The organism is Sphingobacterium detergens, from assembly GCF_003610355.1.
GTDB classification, from domain to species: domain Bacteria; phylum Bacteroidota; class Bacteroidia; order Sphingobacteriales; family Sphingobacteriaceae; genus Sphingobacterium; species Sphingobacterium detergens.
The window spans coordinates 2,147,473-2,168,706 of record NZ_RAPY01000001.1 but is presented as its reverse complement, the minus strand read 5'-3'; the positions used below and the strand labels follow the sequence as shown (position 1 = coordinate 2,168,706).

18 protein-coding genes are annotated in these 21,234 nt (G+C 39.4%); 6 read left to right on the top strand and 12 right to left on the bottom strand.

Features of this window, described 5'->3' with window-relative positions:
* Positions 1 to 158 precede the first annotated feature (158 nt).
* Together DFQ12_RS09395 and DFQ12_RS09390 are read left to right on the top strand one after the other, a co-directional pair.
* Positions 159 to 1,046: a CorA family divalent cation transporter gene (locus DFQ12_RS09395; RefSeq protein ID WP_120258672.1), complete on the top strand. Its 888-nt coding sequence runs from the start codon at positions 159 to 161 to the stop codon at positions 1,044 to 1,046.
* Between the two features lie 190 nt (positions 1,047 to 1,236).
* Positions 1,237 to 2,160 carry a helix-turn-helix domain-containing protein gene (locus DFQ12_RS09390; protein WP_244211704.1) on the top strand — a complete coding sequence of 308 codons (924 nt, stop codon included), beginning with the start codon at positions 1,237 to 1,239 and terminating at the stop codon, positions 2,158 to 2,160.
* A gap of 133 nt (positions 2,161 to 2,293) precedes the next feature.
* Here DFQ12_RS09390 and DFQ12_RS09385 read toward each other — a convergent pair whose 3' ends face one another.
* The 12 genes from DFQ12_RS09385 to DFQ12_RS09340 all read right to left on the bottom strand — a co-directional run bounded on the left by DFQ12_RS09385 (position 2,294) and on the right by DFQ12_RS09340 (position 16,125).
* On the bottom strand, positions 2,294 to 4,246 hold the full coding sequence (locus DFQ12_RS09385) for a KUP/HAK/KT family potassium transporter (protein WP_120258671.1): 1,953 nt from the start codon (positions 4,244 to 4,246) through the stop codon (positions 2,294 to 2,296).
* A 102-nt stretch (positions 4,247 to 4,348) separates the two neighbouring features.
* A complete protein-coding gene (locus DFQ12_RS09380) occupies positions 4,349 to 6,088 on the bottom strand; it encodes a sensor histidine kinase (RefSeq protein ID WP_120258670.1) in 1,740 nt (579 codons plus the stop codon).
* 1 nt (position 6,089) lies between these two features.
* Complete coding sequence (locus tag DFQ12_RS09375; RefSeq protein ID WP_120258669.1) at positions 6,090 to 7,211, bottom strand: sensor protein KdpD; 1,122 nt, start codon at positions 7,209 to 7,211, stop codon at positions 6,090 to 6,092.
* 131 nt (positions 7,212 to 7,342) lie between these two features.
* Positions 7,343 to 7,909, bottom strand: a complete 567-nt coding sequence (locus DFQ12_RS09370) for a K(+)-transporting ATPase subunit C (protein ID WP_120258668.1) — start codon at positions 7,907 to 7,909, stop codon at positions 7,343 to 7,345.
* A 78-nt stretch (positions 7,910 to 7,987) separates the two neighbouring features.
* Positions 7,988 to 9,997, bottom strand: a complete 2,010-nt coding sequence (gene kdpB, locus DFQ12_RS09365; RefSeq protein WP_120258667.1) for a potassium-transporting ATPase subunit KdpB — start codon at positions 9,995 to 9,997, stop codon at positions 7,988 to 7,990.
* Positions 9,998 to 10,019: 22 nt separating this feature from the next.
* Positions 10,020 to 11,708, bottom strand: coding sequence for a potassium-transporting ATPase subunit KdpA (gene kdpA, locus DFQ12_RS09360; protein ID WP_120258666.1), 1,689 nt, complete (start codon positions 11,706 to 11,708; stop codon positions 10,020 to 10,022).
* Between the two features lie 110 nt (positions 11,709 to 11,818).
* Positions 11,819 to 11,896, bottom strand: coding sequence for a K(+)-transporting ATPase subunit F (kdpF, locus tag DFQ12_RS28655; protein WP_120259290.1), 78 nt, complete (start codon positions 11,894 to 11,896; stop codon positions 11,819 to 11,821).
* Positions 11,893 to 12,276: a DUF7674 family protein gene (locus tag DFQ12_RS09350; protein WP_120258665.1), complete on the bottom strand. Its 384-nt coding sequence runs from the start codon at positions 12,274 to 12,276 to the stop codon at positions 11,893 to 11,895. The genes kdpF and DFQ12_RS09350 overlap by 4 nt, the downstream gene beginning before the upstream one ends.
* A gap of 100 nt (positions 12,277 to 12,376) precedes the next feature.
* The gene (locus DFQ12_RS28100) at positions 12,377 to 12,520 is read right to left on the bottom strand and encodes a hypothetical protein (RefSeq protein WP_167457155.1); all 144 of its coding nucleotides are present in this window, start codon (positions 12,518 to 12,520) and stop codon (positions 12,377 to 12,379) included.
* A gap of 271 nt (positions 12,521 to 12,791) precedes the next feature.
* Complete coding sequence (locus DFQ12_RS09345; protein WP_120258664.1) at positions 12,792 to 14,126, bottom strand: sigma-54-dependent transcriptional regulator; 1,335 nt, start codon at positions 14,124 to 14,126, stop codon at positions 12,792 to 12,794.
* A 150-nt stretch (positions 14,127 to 14,276) separates the two neighbouring features.
* Entirely contained in the window at positions 14,277 to 14,471 is a 195-nt protein-coding gene (locus DFQ12_RS27935) for a hypothetical protein (RefSeq protein WP_147420370.1), read from the bottom strand.
* 235 nt (positions 14,472 to 14,706) lie between these two features.
* A complete protein-coding gene (locus DFQ12_RS09340; protein WP_120258663.1) occupies positions 14,707 to 16,125 on the bottom strand; it encodes a hypothetical protein in 1,419 nt (472 codons plus the stop codon).
* A gap of 797 nt (positions 16,126 to 16,922) precedes the next feature.
* Between DFQ12_RS09340 and DFQ12_RS09335 the strand changes: the two genes are divergently transcribed.
* From DFQ12_RS09335 to DFQ12_RS09320, 4 genes are all read left to right on the top strand, one after another.
* Complete coding sequence (locus DFQ12_RS09335) at positions 16,923 to 18,026, top strand: helix-turn-helix transcriptional regulator (protein ID WP_120258662.1); 1,104 nt, start codon at positions 16,923 to 16,925, stop codon at positions 18,024 to 18,026.
* 402 nt (positions 18,027 to 18,428) lie between these two features.
* Positions 18,429 to 18,590, top strand: a complete 162-nt coding sequence (locus DFQ12_RS09330; RefSeq protein ID WP_208642486.1) for a hypothetical protein — start codon at positions 18,429 to 18,431, stop codon at positions 18,588 to 18,590.
* 35 nt (positions 18,591 to 18,625) lie between these two features.
* Positions 18,626 to 20,290, top strand: coding sequence for a fimbrillin family protein (locus DFQ12_RS09325; RefSeq protein ID WP_147420369.1), 1,665 nt, complete (start codon positions 18,626 to 18,628; stop codon positions 20,288 to 20,290).
* A gap of 145 nt (positions 20,291 to 20,435) precedes the next feature.
* Positions 20,436 to 21,203 carry a pentapeptide repeat-containing protein gene (locus tag DFQ12_RS09320; RefSeq protein ID WP_120258659.1) on the top strand — a complete coding sequence of 256 codons (768 nt, stop codon included), beginning with the start codon at positions 20,436 to 20,438 and terminating at the stop codon, positions 21,201 to 21,203.
* The last annotated feature ends 31 nt before the right edge of the window (positions 21,204 to 21,234 follow it).

Genomic DNA, 21,234 nt, shown 5'->3' with positions numbered 1-21,234 from the left:
GGATGTTTCATCATCTCAAAAATTTTCTTGGCCGAGTAAACTAATCCATTGAAATATTATTAATTTCGAAGGGGCATGTAAGGATAAACATCCATTTAGCTGAAAGGATAGATGCGCATCTAAAATCAGCTTTTAAAGTAGAAGAAAATAAAAATTCGATGAAAACTATTGACCAACATAGAACCCAATTTGATAACTTCGTTTGGATTGATATCTGTCAACCGGACAAAGAAAGCCTGAACAAAATTGCTGAAGAATATCAATTAGACTATTTTCAGATAAAGGATAGCCTGGAACCGGGGCATCTGCCCAAGTTTGAAAGTCAACCCAATTATAATTTTTTGATATTGAGGGCATTTACATCCACCATTGACAAGGGGGCCACGACAATCAATGAATTATCAAATAAAATAGCCTTTTTCTACAATGGACACAAGCTTATTACAATACACCGTAGCCAATTTGCTTTCTTAGACTCCGTAAAGCAAAAATATGAAACCTCAGAAGAACTACTGGTCTATTTGATTTATAAAATGGTTGAAACTTACCAAACGCCATTAGATACACTAGACGAAAAAATCATCGAAATAGAACAAACAATATTTCTCAAAGATTATGCGCGGGTGTCGTTAAAAGATCTATATTTCCTGAAAGCACAGACCCGGATCACAAAGAAACTTTTACAGATTTTTCAGAACGTGACCCACCAAATTGAAGTGGCGGAGAATAATAAGACTGCTTTGCAGGATATAAAAGACAAATTATTGAATCTGATACTCAGTTATGATGAAGTCATCGAAAATGCCAACAATTTATTGACTACTTACCATTCGGTCAATGCCCAAAAAAGCAATGATGTCATGAAATTGCTGACTATTTTTTCAGCATTCTTTTTACCATTGACATTTTTAGCAGGAATTTATGGGATGAACTTTGAAAATATGCCCGAATTGAAGTGGCGCTTTGGCTATTTTATCACGCTCGGGGTAATGGCAGTTATTTCGATAATCATCTATTTATGGTTCAAACGCAGACGGATTATCTAAACTTTCAAAGTTATGCTGTGCGTAGTACTATCAGAAAAATAATACCTATATTTTATTAAAAGAGAGGAATACAACCATGGATTGTTAAATACAACAATAAGTAGTGTAGATACAACTAATGGTAGCGTCGTTTATTCGCTGCTATACTGGCTTGCAAAATAACTTTGTAGTATCAAAAAAATATAAAGACATGATGCTAAATTCTAAATCAATCGGCAATAAAATAGCCGAAGCAAGAAAGAAAACAAATCTTTCACAGGCCGAACTTGCCCAGCAGGTTTCGATCAGTCCACAAGCGGTAGGTAAATGGGAGCGGGGTGAATCGATGCCAGATATCATGACATTGAACAGGCTTGCTGAGATACTTGCTGTAGACCTCAATTACTTTTCCGAAAGTTTTCATAGAGATCAGATTGACCATACGTATCGGGAGTCTATCGATCAGCAGGCTTATCTAACTGAACCGGTATCGAAATCTGAAAACCAAGCCGGCCGTAGCTGGGATATGTCGAAAGGCAACTGGGAAAATGCTGATTTCTCGGGTTTAAAGAATCTGAAAGAACAGTTCAGCTCTTCCAATATCAAAAATTGCAAGTTTACAAACTCAGATCTATCGGGATTAATACTTGGCAAGAACAATATTGAATTATGTGATTTCTCATCTTCAGACCTCACCAATAGTAAAATACAATCGTCTAATCTGCTAAAGAATCAGTTTAACCGTTGCTCCTTTATAGATGCTGATTTTTCGAGAAGCAATATCGGAAAGTGTAATTTCTCTGATGCAGACTTTACCGGTGCAAGATTTGATACTGGTTGTTTTGAGAGCAATGAAATGACTAATGCCGTGTTGAAACACACTTCATTTAAAAATACGGGGATCAGTGATGTTATTTTTGAAGGTATGATCGAAGACTGTCATTTTGAGGGCTGTGGGTTTTATAAAGTCAAATTTCAGGGTGCCACAATCTTGAATACCTTTTTTAAATACAATAGCAAATTTAAAAAAGTAGAGTTCTCCGATTGCAAGGTTGACAGACTGACTTATGCTTTCCTGAAGAATAATGAAGCAAACTTAACGGGGATAACCCTTCTAGCGGAATCAGCGTACTGATTTGAAAAGCTGCCCCCAAAAATTGTTTAACTTTTTGGGGGCATTGTAATTTTGAACAACCCTATTTATTTAAAAATAACAGTGATCCTTACAGCAGTGGTATCGTAGTTTCTGCTAAAACTGCTGTTGATGGTTAGGCTTTTCGCTCTAATTTATTTTCGGCAAATGGTACGATTACTAACGGATATTTCTCTGTTTCAATATTGCTCCTGTCCAGTCCAAAATTGATATAGTCTTTTACGGAGAAATAGCGCAAGTTGTAATATCCCTTCATAACAAAATTTTTCCAGAACGGCATTCGGTTATCATAGGAAAGAAAACTGTCCATAATCATAAATTTAAAATCCCCAATTTTGTTCTGTTGATAAGCCTGTTCCAGCGAATCTTCGACATCTACTTCATTCTTTTCGATCATATCATTGACGACCTGTTTAAAGTAATAGCCAATCCGGGGATCTTCACGGAATCCCAGATCAAATTGAATATAATAGACATCGTTTCTGATAACAGTTTCGACTGAATACCGTTGTAAATAGGGCTCATCTAAAATATTGACATGTACAAACCAATAAATGTCAGCACGTTTTGGAAGACCGAATTTTAGGATCGAATCCATAATTGTTTTTTCGATCTTTTTTTCAGAATCTGAAGTCGTCAAATACACGAGATTGGTTGCATACTTTGGAAGTTTTTCGTCTGTACTCAATTTCGTCAGCAAGGGCAGGTGTTCGGATAGTTTGACAAAGGACTGAATATTGGATTTGATCTGCCGGCCCCTCCACCAGACGTACATCACGGCAAAGAGCGAAAAGCCCAATAACAGGGTTATCCAGCCTCCTTCTTTAACTTTAAGCAGATTGGCAGATAAAAAGCTTAGTTCTATCGCCAAAAAGATGAAGGTGATCAATATATTGAAGATAAATGGTACACGTTTGATACGCAGATAGGCATTGATCAAAATTGTACTCATCAGCATGGTGAGGGTGACGCTTAGACCAAATGCGGCTTCCATTCTTGTACTTTGCTTAAAATATAAAACCATCCCAACGCAGCCGCACATCAGAAACCAGTTGATTGCAGGGATATACAATTGGCCTTTTACATTACTTGGAAATAGTACGAGATGTTTGGGCCATATATTGAGCCTGATTGCTTCATTGATCAACGTAAAACACCCACTGATTAAGGCTTGAGAGGCAATAATGGTCGCCAATGTTGCAATTCCTAAGGCAAACCAAAATATAGACTTCGGAACAATATGATAAAAAGGACTGAGACTGCCCACTTCTTCGCCGACATGGTTGAGTAACCATGTTGTCTGTCCTGCATAGCAAAGTATAAGCGCAATTTTTATAAATACCCAGGTAATGCGGATGTTGTTCCGCCCACAGTGTCCCATGTCGCTATACAGTGCCTCGGCACCAGTCGTACAAAGGAAAATACTGCCCAACAACCAAAATCCTTTGGGTTCGTTGACCAGCATTTGATAAGCATAATATGGATTTAGCGCTTTAAAGACATTCCAATTATCTCCAATTGATAGGATGCCTATTACAGCAATAAAGCCAAACCAAATAATCATCAAGGGACCAAATATCTTCCCGATTTTATCAGTGCCAAACTGCTGAAAAACGAATAGTAAGATCAAGATCCCGACGATAATGGGAACGGTATTAAAACCGGGAACAACAGCCTGCACACCTTCGACGGCAGAAGCAACCGACATGGGCGGTGTAATAATCCCGTCGGCCATCAAAAAGGCGCCTCCTGCCATGGCGATGAAAACAAGCCATTTACCGCTGTAACGTCGGACTAAAGCATAAAGAGAGAAAATACCACCTTCGCCTTTGTTGTCAGCCTGCAAGGTAATAAGGACATATTTTATCGTTGTCTGAAAAACAAGGGTCCAAAAGATACAACTTAAACTTCCAAGCGCTATCGCTTCTGTAATCACCCGATGATGAAAGACAGCATTGAGTGTATACAGTGGTGAGGTACCGATATCACCGAAAACAATCCCTATTGCAATCAGTGAGCCGGCAAGAGTGATCCTTTTATGGAATTCTGCGGTGTTATGTCCAGACATAATTTAGTTTTTCCTGCAAATTAAGTTAAAATTTGCAGTGAAATCTAAAGTCTATTCTTTTTTTATTAATGGCACAAATTAGACGAAATATATGGCATCTAATCACACGGCTTTATTATCCATATTAAGTGTAAAATAAAAGGCACTTCCGGCACCGTACTCACTTTCGACCCAGATTTCTCCGCCCTGTGCCTCGATGAATTCCTTACTGATACTCAGGCCTAAACCAGTACCTTCTTTCTTGGTGCCAGGAATACGGAAATACCGTTCAAAAATCTTTTTTAGATATTGGGACTGTATTCCTTGTCCGGTATCCGAGACCGAAAACCTGACCTGATTATTCTCCCGTTCCGTTTTGATGGATATCTTCGAATTCTCGTACGAATACCGTATCGCATTGGAAATTAAATTGGTCAGGACCCAAGCCGATTTTTCACTGTCGGTCACCGCGGTTGAGGCATCTTCGTCCATCTCAATTGCTATCTGTATGTTTTTATTGTCGGCCGCAGACTTATTTGCGTTGACAGCATATTCGATAATGGGCTTGATCTCCGATGGTAGCAGATTGATTTGTATAGAGCCGCTTTCGACCTGTGTTATATTGAGGAGCTCTCCTGTTATTTTCAGTAGTCTGTCGGTATCGTCTTTTATCCCATTGATCAGGTCTTTTTGTTCGCTATTTAAAAGACCTACTTTTTCATTCTCCAACAGTTGTACGCCCATCTGAATGGATGAAATAGGTGTTTTAAACTCATGCGATACCGTTCCCATAAAATTTGTTTTGGCAAGATCAAGCTCTTTAAAGGGGGTAATATTACGCAATAGGATCACCTGGCCGATAAATTTAATATCTGTTTCGCCGGTGGGGACGATATTGATGTCGATGACTTCCTTCTCAAAATAACTTTCTTTACCATCCGCATAGATCTTCAACTGTTCGGCTTTGTTGCTTTTTGGTGCTGGTAGAAAGATGTCTTTTATAATATCCCGGATCAGATCATTGGTGACGGCGATATCTTGTACGGCTTTTCCAATGAAATCTTCTTTTCGCAGTCCTGATATATTCAAGGCTTCATCGTTGGCAAATAGGACCTTTTTATTTTCGTCGATACCAATAACAGGATCATGCATGTTGTCGATCAAGGTTTCGATCCGCTTTTTCCCTTTCAGGATCTTCTCTAATTTGCTGTCCGAATATTCTTCCAGCTTCTCAGCCATGGTATTAAATGATCGTGCCAGATCTCCAAATTCGTTATGTCCGCCAAAGTTGACGCGTTTTGAATAATTTTGGCTGGCAATTTCCTTGATGCTTTCGGTTAGCTCCCGGATGGGATTGGCAATATTGGACGGAAGATTGATCAGTAATATGACAGCGATCAGAAAACAGAGTGCTCCTGTAAATGAGATGATGAGTATTGCTCTGCGGGCAGTTTCATCTGCAATGTTACTTTTTCTACTGATCGCATCCATATTTAGCCGCATTAATTCGGTGATGTCTTTTCGGATGGATGAGCTTAGTTGTGCATCATCGGGTTTATTTTTAAGCGAATTGAAGTGCTTTACAATTAGGTTTGTCCTCTCGATCTCGCCGATTTCAGTCACGTTTCCCATCTGTAGCGTCAAATTATTTTGAAATGTGTCAATTGCCGCCGCATCCTTGCTGATATCTTCCAACGCCAGAAGCATATTCCGGGAATAGAGCAAGGTGTTGTAATTTGCAACAAGTATATTATTCGTGTCTCTTTTGAGCTGATTAACATACCATCCGCTAATAACAGCTAAGGCTACGATCAATATAAATAGGAGCCCTACTCCAAATGTTAATTTTGCTTTAATTTTCATTTTATGACAATATTACGAGATCAATATTTTCCTGAGACAATTTATTTAATAAAGCATTGAATGTATCAGTTGCGAGAATGATCTTAATCAGATTGATATGTGGTTTACCGATACAGACCGTCGTGATCATACGTTCTTCACATTCTTTAATAATGGCTTTGGTAGCGTTCTTGGCCTTTACCTTAATAATTTCAGCCCCCAGTTCGGTAGCCAGTTTAAAGTTGTTGATGAGATGTCGCTGTTTATCCAATGCAATCCTGTCTACGCTCTCTTTGGGAACCTGTACATACATGACATACCACTTGCTATTATAGTAATTGGCCAGACGGGCAGTTTTCCTGATGACATTTTTGGCCGTTTGTTCGTTTGAACTGATGCAGGCCAGAAAACGTTCTTTTTTAACATTTCGATTGAGGACAACCTCCGTTTCGACCTTCCTTTGCACCTGCGAAGCGACTTCCTTTAATGCGAGTTCGCGCAACTGCAGAATATGTTCACTTTTGAAGAAATTGTTGAGAGCTGCGGTTATTTTTGAACTTTCATAAATCTTACCTTCCTTTAGCCTATTAATCAGCTCCTCTGCTGTTAAGTCGATATTGACAACTTCATCGGCCTGGGCAACCACACTGTCCGGAATACGCTCCTGTACATCAATACCTGTGATATCTCGGACTTCATCATTGAGGCTCTCAATATGTTGAATGTTTACAGCACTGATGACATTGATACCGGCATCAAGGATATCCATCACATCCTGCCATCTTTTTTCGTTTTTGCTGCCTTCTATATTTGTATGCGCCAGTTCATCAACAATAACCACTTCGGGTCTAAGATTGACAATAGCCTGTACATCCATTTCCTCAAGCTCCTTGCCTTTGTAAAATAAGGTTCTCCTTGGGATCATTGGAAGACCAGCCAGCAACGCATGGGTTTCGATACGCTGATGGGTTTCGATATAACCGATCCTGACATCGATACCACTCTGTAAAAGCGCATGTGCTTCCTGAAGCATACGGAAGGTCTTCCCAACTCCGGCACTCATCCCGATATAGAGTTTGAATTTACCTCTTCGGGATTTCTGAATCAGATTTAAAAAATGTTCTGCACTTTTTCTTTCATCCATAACATGTGATAACTTTTATAAACTTACAAATTCCCCTTAAACAAATTGCCAAGGGGAATTATTAATCTATCCGCCCTGCTTAGCCGAAAAAGCAGCTAAACAAAGCATGATAGGTTCTTGGTTGGAGTTTTTTATCTGCTCGCCAACTTATCCAAGGCGATGTTGAGCTTTAACACATTGATTTTTTGAGGACCGAAAATTCCCCATAAAGGGCTTTCAGTATTTTCCTCGATCAATTGATTTATTTTCTGTTCTTCTATACCTCGTACAATAGCGATACGTTTGACCTGAACTTTGGCCGCCTGAACAGAAAAATTTGGATCTAATCCACTTCCACTTGCGGTAATCAGATCGACGGGTATTTCGGATTTTTTGATACCAGGGTTGTGTACTAAAAATGTATCGATACGTGCCTGCACCTGACCAAGATATTCTTCATTTGAAGGCCCTTTGTTACTCGCTCCTGAACCGGCAGCATTATAATTTACGGCAGACGGTCTCGACCAAAAGTATTTGTCGGCTGTGAAGGCCTGACCAATATTTGAATAGTACTTTTTACCATTATGCTCAATGATTTTTCCCTTTCCCGCGTTGGAGGAAAACTGGGACATTCCCCAGACAGCTAATGGATAGATCACTGTAAAGAACAGGATCATAATGATGGTCAGCTTTAATGCGGGTAAAATGTGTTTTTTCATTTCAGTTATATTTTATGAGGGTAAAACTGCAAGGAAACAAGTCCTTTGAGATTTTATCCCTCTTGATTTATTTACGGATTAAAAGAAAATAGCGACGAACATATCAATCACCTTAATACCTAGAAAAGGAACGGTAATCCCGCCCAATCCGAATATGAGTAGGTTTCGGCGCAATAAGGCGCTTGCTCCAATCGGTTTATAGGCAACACCTTTAAGTGCCAATGGAATTAACATCGGGATAATAATGGCATTGAAAATAACGGCTGACAGAATAGCGCTTTCTGGGCTATGCAATTTCATGATATTCAGTCCCTGTAGCGCTGGAATAGCGGTGATAAACAGGGCGGGAATAATCGCAAAATATTTAGCGACATCATTGGCGATACTAAAGGTCGTTAATGTTCCCCTGGTCATCAATAATTGTTTACCGATTTCAACCACCTCGATCAGTTTGGTCGGGTCGTTGTCTAGGTCAACCATATTTCCGGCTTCTTTTGCTGCCTGCGTGCCCGAATTCATGGCAACGCCCACATCGGCCTGCGCCAAAGCTGGAGCGTCATTTGTTCCGTCACCCATCATAGCCACTAAGCGGCCTTCGGATTGCTCTTTTTTGATGTAGTTCATTTTGTCCTCTGGTTTGGCTTCGGCGATAAAATCATCCACACCAGCTTTATCGGCAATAAACTTCGCGGTCAAGGGATTGTCACCTGTTACCATCACTGTTTTGATCCCCATTTTACGAAGACGTTCAAACCTTTCATGAATACCGGGTTTGATGATATCTTGTAGTTCGATCACACCCAGGGCGATGTCATTTTCGGAAACCACTAGTGGTGTTCCTCCATTTTGGGAGATCGCCTTAACACTTTCTTCGACTTCTTCCGGGAATCTATTGCCAGCTCCTGTAACAAGATTTTTAATCGCATCAGTTGCACCTTTTCGGATACGTATGTTTTCATAGTCTATACCTGAACTTCGTGTCTCAGCTGTAAACTTGATGAATGCAGGGTTCTTCACTTCATAGCTCAGCGGATTGATTCCGGCAAGTTCTATAATAGATTTACCTTCGGGCGTTTCATCAGCCATAGAGCTCAATACAGCTGCTTTTATTAATTTTTTCTCATCAATACCGTGTGCGGGGTGAAAATGAGTAGCCTTACGGTTACCGATGGTTATTGTTCCTGTTTTGTCCAATAACAATACATCAATATCACCTGCGGTTTCCACAGCCTTACCACTTTTGGTAATAACATTTGCACGTAGGGCTCTGTCCATTCCGGCGATACCTATTGCTGAAAGTAATCCCCCAATTGTCGTCGGGATAAGACAGACAAATAGGGAAATGAATGATGCAATGGTGATGCCGACATTCGCATGATCTGCAAATGGTTTTAATGTCACACAGACGATGATAAATACCAATGTAAAGCCTGCCAGTAAAATAGTCAAGGCGATTTCATTGGGTGTTTTTTGTCTTGAAGCACCTTCTACCAGGGCGATCATTTTATCAAGGAAGCTCTCACCGGGTTGTGTGGTTACCTGCACGACTATTTTATCGGAAAGCACCTTGGTTCCACCTGTTACGGAGCTTTTGTCTCCACCTGCTTCCCGAATGACGGGGGCGGATTCACCGGTGATGGCACTTTCATCAATTGTGGCAAGTCCTTCTACGATCTCACCATCTGAGGGGATAATATCGCCGGCTTCGCAGACGAAAATATCACCTTTTTTTAACTGCGCAGAGGAGATGGTCTGGCCGCTTTTAAGTTTGGCTGGAGTTTCTTCTCTTGTTTTGCGCAGGCTATCCGCCTGCGCTTTTCCCCTTGCTTCGGCAATGGCCTCAGCAAAGTTGGCAAACAACAGTGTGAGTAATAATATGACAAATACGGCAAAGTTGTAACCAAAACTTCCCTGTCCTTGTGCTCCTGCCAAGGTCCATAAACTGACGATCAGCATGACCACAGTTCCGATCCATACGGTAAACATAACCGGATTGCGGAACATTGTTTTCGGGTTTAGTTTCACAAAAGACTGTTTCAGTGCTTCCTGTACCATGTCTTTTTGAAACAGTGATGTATTTTTGTTCATTTCTAATTTCTTTAATCAATGTTTAATAAAGTGAGAAATACTCCGCAATAGGGCCTAATGCCAATGCAGGGAAAAAGGAAAGTGCAGCGACAATGGCTATGACAGCAAATACCATAAGTCCGAAAGTTGCTGTATCTGTTTTCAATGTTCCATCTCCCTCAGGAATAAATTTCTTTTCAGCCAATAAACCGGCGATGGCCACAGGTCCGATAATCGGTAAGAAGCGGGACAGAATGAGTACGAAACCTGTACTGACGTTCCACCATAGGCTGTTGTCTCCCAATCCTTCAAAGCCACTACCATTATTTGCTGCCGATGATGTGTATTCGTAAAGCATTTCACTAAAGCCGTGGAATCCAGGATTGTTTAGCGTTGCTGCGGTGTATTGTGGTAATGCAGCTGCTAAAGCTGTGCCCACCAGGATTAGAAATGGATGCAGCAGTGCGATAATCATCGCGATTTTCATTTCTCTGGCTTCCACTTTTTTTCCTAAAAACTCAGGTGTCCGACCAACCATCAGTCCACTGATAAATACGGCAAGAATGATGAAAATAAAGAAGTTCAGGATACCTACGCCACAACCGCCGTAGAAGGCATTTATCATCATGGCAAGCAACTCGTTCATACCGGATAGAGGCATAGTGCTATCGTGCATGGCATTAATCGATCCTGTCGAGATTACCGTGGTCACGATACTCCAAAAACCGGATGCGGGCGCTCCAAAGCGGATCTCTTTACCCTCCATTGCTCCGAGAGAATTATCGACTCCCATCGCAGCAATCGCTGGATTACCTTTGGTCTCCATCATAATATTCGGAATGACAAGCAAAAGGAAGCCGACTGTCATGACACCAAATATCATCCAGGAGAGCTTCCGTCGCTTGATGAAGATACCCAGCGCAAAGATCATGGCTAAGGGGATAATCATCTGCGCGACCATCTCGACCATATTGGAGAGATACGAAGGATTTTCAAATGGGTGGACAGAGTTTGCACCATAAAATCCGCCGCCATTTGTTCCGATATGTTTAATGGCTACAAAGGCAGCAGCAGGACCTCTCGACACGGCTACAGTATCACCTTGCAGCGTTGTAATGGTATCTTTCCCTTCAAAAGTCATTGGTGTACCCTCAAAAGCAAGGATGATAGCCACAAGCAATGAAAGCGGTAATAATATACGTGTACATGATTTTACAAAATAGTTGTAAAAATTTCCCAATGTACTTGCTGTGCGATCACGGAATGCTCTGAATACAAGTACGGCAGCTGCCATACCGATACCCGCACTTACAAATTGTAGGAACATCAACCAGTATTGCCCCAGGTAACTGAGCCCAGTCTCACCCGAATAGTGTTGCAGGTTACAGTTAACGACAAATGAAATGACAGTATTGAATGCGAGATCCGCCGACATACTCGGATTATTGTCCGGGTTCAGTGGCAGGCTGCCCTGTGTCATCAAGATGAGCATACCCATTAAAAACCAGATCATATTGATGCTGACCATCGCTACCATCTGTTGTTTCCAGTTCATTTCCGTCTGTGGATTGATCCCGCTGACTTTATAAAAGATTCGCTCTATGGGATTAAATATGGGGTCAAGCAGTGTTTTTTCGCCTCCATAGACTTTTGCAATGTACTTGCCTAACGGTATTGCAAGCAATACTGTTATGACAAACATTACGATTATTCCTAAAATTTCTGTATTCATTTCTGTTAATATTATTTAATTTCTCTACATACTATCTGATGAAATTCTGTTGTCCCTTATCTACATAAGATTTTAACCTTTTCTTGTCTTCTTTCATCAGCTATTGTGATTTAAAATTTCTCTGGTTTTAGCAGTACGTAGCAGATGTAAACGAATACACCAATAGCTACTACAAATAGTGCTGTCATATAAAAGATTTTTGAGTGATATAGCTGTTGCTTTGCAACAAATAAATTTGTTTAAGATTTTTTGGAATCTGCTGATACATATAGATCCATTCTTCGGATGTGCATCTTCTTTTCATTCCCCGAAAAGAACGCACAAAGAGATTTTCGATGATGTTGCGTACCTGTTCATTTCCCCTTCTATAAAGCCATCCCATATATTTTAATCGATTGCCAATTTTTTCGATCTGGCCATTAGAAAGTAGGTAATTGATATGGTTCACAATGGCTTGAAATATCCCAGCAAAATTCCTTCGGGATGACAGGTCATTGATCTCTTCTTTTATTTCCCCATAATGATCGGCAAGATATTGACTTGCGGATTGTTCATTTATTTTATTCATTCTTACTAGATTTTATCAAAAAAGTCAATTGACTTAATGAATAGACCGAAGCAGGCTACTCCCGCCAGTATTAATATTAATGTGATCATTTTGTGATTGATTAGACTGTACTATACTGTTTTATTATTGCTCCGAAAATCAATACCACAAGTGTTGCAAAGAACAATAAGTGATAAGATTTTAACCATTTAGGGAACGATAGTGGCTCTTGTTCCTGTTCCCATTTAACATCTGTCTTGCTCATTTTTATTTATTTTATATCCGATATGCCAAAATGTATTCCAATAGTTTTTGTGGTGGTGTAATTGATTGTTTTTTAGTTTGTTGTGGTTTATTTTTGTGAGGGTGGAAAACAAATAACCTATCATTTTGATAAGGTGGATTATCAAAATGATAGGTTATTGTTTTTTACATAAAAAGCGGATAAGAATAGCAGCTGATTGATCTCTGCAGGCTGTTGCTGTTGGTAAGAATGTTCTTGGATTGGGTTTTAATGGGCGTAAATTTGCCCATTTCTAGGATATTTTATAGTGGTCTATTTTTCGGTATAGGGTTGCTAAGCCTATTTCTAAGAGTCTGGCTGTTTCTGTTTTATTGCCTTGGGTGTAGTTTAATATTTTCAGGATATGTGTTTTTTCTACGCTGGCCATCGAAAATGTTGACGTCATCGCACTGTCTTTGTTGTCTTGTTGGAGGTCTATTGGCAGGGTATCTAAGGTGAGGATCTCATCGTCTGCTAATATCACGCTTCGTTCGATCACATTTTTCAGCTCACGGATATTGCCTTTCCAGGCATTTCTCTCTAATGCGCCGAGATATTCTTCTGTTAATGTCAATGCGCGTCGATTGGACTTTACGGCAAACCAACTGACAAAGTGTTCTGCCAATAATCGAATGTCTTTGGATCTTTCGCGCAAGGAGGGAAGTGGTATTGCAAAGACCGATAAGCGATAAAAGAGGTCATTCCTAAAATTACCGAGTTCAATTTCATTTTCTAAATTGCGATTTGTGGCTGCAATGATGCGGACATCTACTTTGGTGGGTTTGTTATCGCCCACGCGCAGGAATTCACCTGTTTCCAATACACGTAATATTTTGGCCTGTAGCTCTATTTCCATTTCACCGATCTCATCCAAGAAGATTGTTCCTTTGTGCGCTTCTTCAAAGAGTCCTTTTTGATCTTTGGTCGCACCTGTAAAAGCGCCGGCTTTATGTCCGAACAGTTCGTTTTCAAGGAGCTCTTTGCTGAATGCTGAGCAATTGATTGCTACAAAATTGTGATTTGCACGCAAGCTGGCCAGATGTATTGCCTGAGCAAAAACCTCTTTTCCGGTTCCGGTTTCTCCAGTCAGTAGTACAGTGGTCTCGGAGGTCGCGACTCTTTTGGCCAGATCGATTGCCTTCATGATGGATTTAGACCGTCCGATGATCTTATCAAAAGAATGTTTTTCACCAAGCTGCTTTTCGAGTTTCTGAACTTTTTTATTGAGCACGGCCTTTTCACCGGCTTTGTACAGCAGTGGAATTATCCTGTCGTTGTCGTTCCCTTTGGTGATATAGTCAAAAGCACCGTTTTTGATGGCGTCAACACTGTCCGGAATATTCCCAAAAGCAGTTAAAAGAATAATTTCGACTGCAGGATATTTGCTTTTGATAATCTTGGCTGTCTCTACGCCATTCCCATCGGGAAGTTTGACGTCAGATACAATGACATCTATCTCTTCCAGTTCCAATTGTTTTAAGCCTGATTTGATACTGGAGGCCTGAAAGACCTCAAAGCCTTCGAAGCTAATAATTTTTGATAACAAGTTCCTCAACTTGTCTTCATCGTCAATGATAAGTACTTTCACGTGATATAATTTCCTGTTGATAAAGCATGGCAGACGCTACATGTCGCGATCATGTTGTAGCTTAGCTTTCAGTTAGTTTGTGTATTTACGAATTTCTAGCTTCAATAGATGGCTTGATCGCTAGGAATGTTATAAAGTCATCTAATCGGGCTATCTCGATATCGTGATCTTGCTTGAACTGTAATGGCTATTGCCATCCATTCTTTTTGCACCAAAATGTTTTAAAACTGCCCCAAAAGCGACTACTACAATGACGGAGCATAGCAGGAGGTGATAGGGTTTGAGCCACTTTGGAAATGACGGCGGTTCCACTTCCTGTTTCCATTTTACATTCAATCTGTTCATTTCTGATTTATATTAGTTTTATTTTAAATCAAAATTTACTCCAGTAATGGTTTTTTATTTGTAATGTATTGATGTTTAGTTAGTTGTGGTTGTTTGGTGCCGGCATAGCTTGAATAGATGCCTATCATTTTGAGAAGGTTATTTTCAAAATGATAGGCTAACGTTTTACAACATAATGTATATCCACGACCTACATATGTATTAAGCAGATCGTGGGCATTGGAATGTGTTAAAATTAGATTTTTTCAATTTTTAGGGATGATACTTTATCATTAAAGTTTTTGTTGATTAGGCAGGTTTCATTTGCAGTAAGTACTAAGGAAGCCCCAGTAAAGTTGTCCCCGTCGTAAAGGGTGACCTTATAGTTTGCTGGAATTTTGAGTGAAGAAATATCATTGTTATTGATTCCTTTTGCAAGCATTTGAGCAGTTGTATAGGAGCCAATGGCAAGGATAGCATTGTTGCCGGCATAATCGCAATGTTGAAATAGTGTAGCACCTAGGACACGGGTACCGATTAGACTAATGGAGATCTGAATGCTACCTCCGTAGTCGCTTCTGCCAGCGACGTTCTGTGTCATGTCAAGTTTGAGCTCATGGGTTCCTTTGGTCAATTTGTTGATCAGCAAGGTTGTATGCGGTGGAACGGTGTCGCTTTGACAATAATTTCTTGTAGGATAGTTCCATAGGCCGGGTTGTACAGTTCCGTTGGCTACAGACGGGTTTCGTTGTTGGTAGCGTTGCTCGGGTACACAGACCATACGTGTACTGTAGGAATCTATTTGCTGGTTGTCTAACTTTAAGACATTTGTCGTATAGTAGCCTTCAGGTCCAGTGTAAATGACCCTAATTTTTGCATTGGTAATATCGTCAGGAACAGTAAAAGATCTGCTGATGGACTTGGTCTGTGACAATGTGCTGCCCAATCCAGCAAAACCAACGATCGGTAAAGTATAGTTGTCTTTTTGCCAGGAACTTAAGTCGGTGTTGCCTGAACTTGTTAAGGTTAGATCGGTTTTGTATGTATAGGAACTATTACCGGGTTGCCCCTGACTGGATGCAATCCAAACTGTCGAATCCTGATCTTTGAGTGCTGAGGCAAAGGGACTGATATCGAACGTGTAGGGTACTACGGGAGAGCTGGTTGTAATCGTAACTAAGCCGCTTTGATTCCATACCGTAGACAGGTAGGGAAGAATATAACGCGCTATTTCTACCCGACCTGTCTGATATGCAGTTGTCAAGACGGGGTCGTTTTCTGTCGATGGAACTGTTGTTCCCTTGGCAGTTTTAAAATAATAGAGATACCCGAATGGTTCTGTTTGTGCCGTTCCGGCATATACATTGAGGTTGAGTGCTAATGTGGCCCCCAGTCCCTGCTGTTGTAAGTCAGTTAGTTTAGTTGCATACACCAATTTGTCATAATTGCCGACTTCGAGCGCCACAGTACTGGAATTGATGTTGGATACTTTATTTGCAGGATAAAACAATACACCTTCCTGAAGTTTCACTTCACCAATATTAGGCGTAGTCACTTGTGCCCGAGTTGAAATTTTCGGAAGTACATCTTCCTTTTCGGATTGTTTTTGGCAGGAGGCCAGCGAAAGCAGTCCCATAGCTAGCGCTAATGGTAGTTTAAATTTTAATGATCTCATATTATATTAAGTTTAAAAATGTAATCTGCTGGTTTCTCTATCCTGAATGCATGTCCAAGGAACAATGATTCGATTAGCTGTCTGTTATAGCCACAAACAGTAAGAAACATATGATCTCTTTAGGAGCCTGTTATAACTGATTTATTGCGACTAAGGAAGCCTTAATATTAAAACTAATATAAAACATATTCATAATAACTATTTGGATCTTTTGTCTTTTTTTTAAAAACTTATGTAAACTTCTGTTTTTGATTTATGTATCTATTTTCCTTTTAATGCCAAATGATTGGCTAATTAAGTTATAAACGATGATTACTAAGCTCGGGAAACCTTTTTATTTGTTTACTGACGGGGTAATTTTATTTTTCTAATGTTAACAAAATGTAATCTAATGGTGAGAAATGTAACAACGTGTTGCCTGATTTTTAATGCAATTTGGATGATGGCTAGGTTCTTCTCTTTTCATTAGAGGTGTCTGTTGTTATTATGTAATGTATTTGTATACAATTTGAAGCGATTTAATTGTTGATTAAATGTTTTGTTTTCACCTTTTTTGTTTTACTTAAATTTTCGTCGCTGAGAGTCTTGGTGAATCTTATAAAGAGTTTTAAAATCAATTATGGCATATATATAGTGTGATTATGTGTGTTTTCTAATACCTAAAGTTGTGTCGGCAACGAATGCAAAGCTGCACAATGGTAAAAAAGGAAAAAAATAGGAAATAAGTCAATTTCGCTGACATGCAGAATGTTATTTCTGGTCTTTTGTATATATGTTGAACGTAGTTAAAAAGCTTAATGGTTAAAAATCCCACAAACTATTACCTTCGTGTACTTGTCATTGATGTGCCCAATCAATCAAATTTAATTTCAAAAAGCATGTATGTGAATTCGAGTTTCGAAACCGTTGATGAGATGCTGTCCAGTTACCAAAAAACTTCAGCGCTCATCTATAAAGGTAGTTTTTCAAATTATGCAATCGTGGTAAAATCCATTTTGTATCCATTTGAAAAGAAATACCTGAAGCCGGATTATTTCGACCTTATGCGGATGGAGCTTTCCTATTGGAAAAGCAGTAGCCGACCATATTTGAAAGAAATGTTTAGCCACGCGACGTTTTTGCACAGAGTACCCCAATTTGATCGTGCGGATGCACAAGCTGAAAATAAACAACAGGATAAGACAATTGCCACGATTGAGAGTAATTATACCCAGCCCACAGAGCATGTTGTATTCTTAAGCGGTTTCTGTTTTTTGCTTATTATCAGCGTCTTTGTGCTGAGACATTGGTATAAAATGAAAGAGAAAGATCACGATAAATTACAATTGGAGAAGAATGATTTTGAGCGACGGATCAATCTGGAGATACAACTTAAGGTAGAAGAGAATCTCAAGCTGCGGTATCTAAATGAAGATCTTGAACGACGAATCAACCAGCAGTTTCAAATGCAAAAGGAAGAACTGTTAAAACTGCAAAGCGAGTACGAAACGATGCAAAAGGAGGCTTTAGTAGAAGCCCTCAGAATGGAACGTAAAAATAAGCTTTTGGATTTGTTAAGAGAAAAGCTTAAAAGTTTTGAGGATTTGGAAAATGTTGGGGTATTAGAAAGGATGATAAAAGATGAAATGCGACTAGATGAGACTGTTGGGCAATCTGCGCGTGAATTTCAGGATATAAATCCTGATTTTTTTCTGAGATTAAAAGAAATCTCCAAGAATAAGCTGAGCGCATTGGAGCTAAGGTACTGTGCTTATATGTATCTCAATCTGACGACAAAAGAAATTTCTGCGGCTTTCCATATTGAGCCAAGTAGCGTGCGGGTGACGAAATATCGAATCAAACAGAAGCTGCAACTCTCACGGGAGGATGATCTAGAATCCTTTGTTCAGAAATTAGTCTAACGGTTGGTGTGTTTTGGTTGTTTCGTATACTTTTTTGTTTTTTATATTTAGTTTATGTTAATTTTAATGTTATATTTTGTAGTTTTTTAGCTACATTTTTTCAATTATCAAATCTTAAATGTATTAACCTTGTTGCGTTTGAAATAATTTACTTGCGAATTATTGTTTAAATGTATATAGTCTTTGTTTATTTAAGTTATTCTTTGTCAATTGTTTATTGTTTGTGTTTTCATTATGTAACGATTATTTATTACAACTGTATATATAATGTAACAGGAAAATATATCAGGGTAGTTTTGTTCTTATTTAAGTTTGCTTCAAAATTATTTCTTTCGTCTTCTTTGCTAAATTTTAATGAGGTGGCTGATTGAAATGAGTTTGATAAAAACTAAAGTAAACAAAATGAAAAAAGAAAAGAAAACCTATGTGGCACCATTGATTGAGGTGCTTAACATCGAACTTGAACAAGGTATTGCTGCAGGGTCCGCAGCAACTGGAACTCCTACTCCGGGAGTGGATGAATGGGGGAATGGTGGTGGTGGGACAGGAAATGGGGATTTTTAACAAAGCGCTATCTAAAGTAAAAACAAAAAAGAATTATGAAAATGTTACGTGTAAAACATTTAAGTTGGACTGCGGCATCTATCGCATTGGTACTGGCAAGCAGTACTACTTTTTTGAGCTGTTCAAAAGAAAGTGAACAAATTGAAGAAACAGCACAATTAGAAGGAACAAAACTTGTATTGAATGTTTCGGGTATTGATGAGGGGCGGGGTATTTCTGCAAAAGGTGCATCGGCAAGTGCAGATGTATCAAAACAAAATACCGCTAAGATAGTAGAATTTCCAGAATTTGACGCTGTTTTGGCCATAGACGATAATGTACCCCTCAAAGCCTCACAACGAGTCGTTAAAGCAGCTAAAAGTGGAAGTTCCGCTGGCGTCAGAGCTGCGGCAGTAGAAAATGGCGTAAAATATCGTTTGTACTTATTCTCGCAGGATGGTACGCAGTTGATTTCTTCAACATTGTTTACTTCAGGAACACAAGGAACATTAGATGTTAAACAAGGAACAACCTATAAATGGGTCGCATTATCCTACAACACTGGCGAAGAGGTTGCGGATATCAGCACAACGAATACAAAAATTAACCTTCCTGCTGGAAAAGATATTTTGTATGCAACAGGGGTGACATCTATACCAACGGGGGGAACCACCGTAAATGTGCCCATTAATATTGCCTTTAAACATAAATTTGCGAGATTGGGGGTGGAGTTAAATTCGGAAGGAATGTTTGCCAATATGACTGGCGCTAAAGTGGCTGTTGCGGGATTGAAGACAGCAACAATTGATGTTGCAACTGGCGGACTTAGTGATCTGATAACTGCTGATCAGGAGATCCCATTTGCGACGTTTGTCGATATAGATCCTGCTTACCAGGATGCTAAGATTGCCTATGCCTACACCGCAGATCCAACGAGGGTAATTGGGGGTATAAAAGTCAGCGTTTCAAATCTTGCCTTACGAATTGATAATAATACAATCCGCCAGTTTTCAAGTACTCCAGTTGACTTTGCGTTTAACGTAACTCCAACTTTAGGAAATAGCCAACGCTTGCTTGTCAACTTGATAGAGTCACCTTTGACTATAGATGGAGTACGCTGGGCTAGACAGAATCTCTACTACCAGGCTGGGCATAATCCGTATCGTTTTCACCATACCTATGCGCACTCTAATGCAAGAAATACATATTTTTCTTTCGGAGGGGTTGAACCAACGAAATTTGGAACATACAAAGACGCATGTTCTTTGGTGTATCCACAGGGAGTATGGCGCCAGGCTAGCGAAAATGACTTCAGAAAGTTGACAGGTGTATTGGGTATCGGCGGAAAACAGGTCACTTATGGTAAAGTAGGCAATAAAGGTTATTTTGAATACGACGCAACTGGGACTACAGCGCCATATCCAAGCAATAAACTGCGTTTTAACTTTAATGGTGGTAGTTATAACATCAACTTCCTAGATATACAAATCATCCCGGCTTTTTCTTTACAGAATGACGGTACACGTGCTGAAGTTTGGACCGGTACAGCCGGACTGGATTTCGGTGGTCTCGCTGGTTATGGTGCTTGGTATTATCATGGTGACAATGGATTGCTAACGGGTAACACAGATGACCTGACAGCAAGTTTGTTGAATTTCGCTACTGCATCAGGCAACTTTGCGCAATCGCAAATGAAAAATATCCGTTGCGTAAGAAAATAGCATTCCCTTTTTTATAGATAATTGCTGGAAATGGTTATTCCAGATGATGGTAAAAAGTGACCTGTCGCCCGACAGGTTGCTTTTTGTTAATTATCAAATTTTCAACTTATATCACCTTTAGTAAATTTAAATTGATCAATTCTTTATGGAGCATGCAATAGAAAGGGTATTTGAACAGGACACTATAGAAACATTTGATTTCAGCTATAAAGTTTTTAAAAATTGCTTTTTTGTAAATAGCACAATTACAGCAAAGGATTTTGGTCATTCGGTATTCTGGAACTGCCATTTTGTTTCCTGCGAATTTATCGACTGTGACTTTCAGTCTGCTGTTTTTCAAAATCTCGGATTATGGTACGATTGTACATTTAAATCGAATAATTTTTCAAAAACTGTTATTGGAAATATAAAGATTGAAAAACTAGTGTTTTCTACTAACAATTTTAATAAAACCACATTTGACGGTACTGATTTGGCAGAAGTTGTTTTTGAAGGGAAAATAGACTCTTCGTGGTTCTATGGAATATCATCTGCTGAAAGCCTCTATGCGATGGATTTTTTTATCATCCGGAAATTTAAGCCTTTAAAAACCCCGTTTATCGATTTTGGAGGAGCTGAGTTAAATGATGTCGTGTTTTCAAGAGGATTGGATTTGTCTAATATTAAATTCCCGGCTAAGAGCCATTTGAAAATGGTTGTTAATCCATCTCTTTTTTTTAACGGTTTATTAAATAAGTGCAAAAAGATATTTCCAGATAAAGAATCAATGGATTTCTGCCGGCAATTTGTGGAGCAGTCGCTATTTAAAATGGATAGTCATGGAATGCCGATTCTTGTGATCGATCTCAATACTTTTTACACATCGGGGGATGTACGGGTTCAGCGTATTGTTGAACTCTTAAAAGCAAGTTAATTTAACTATAAATTTTCTCATAGTCTGATTT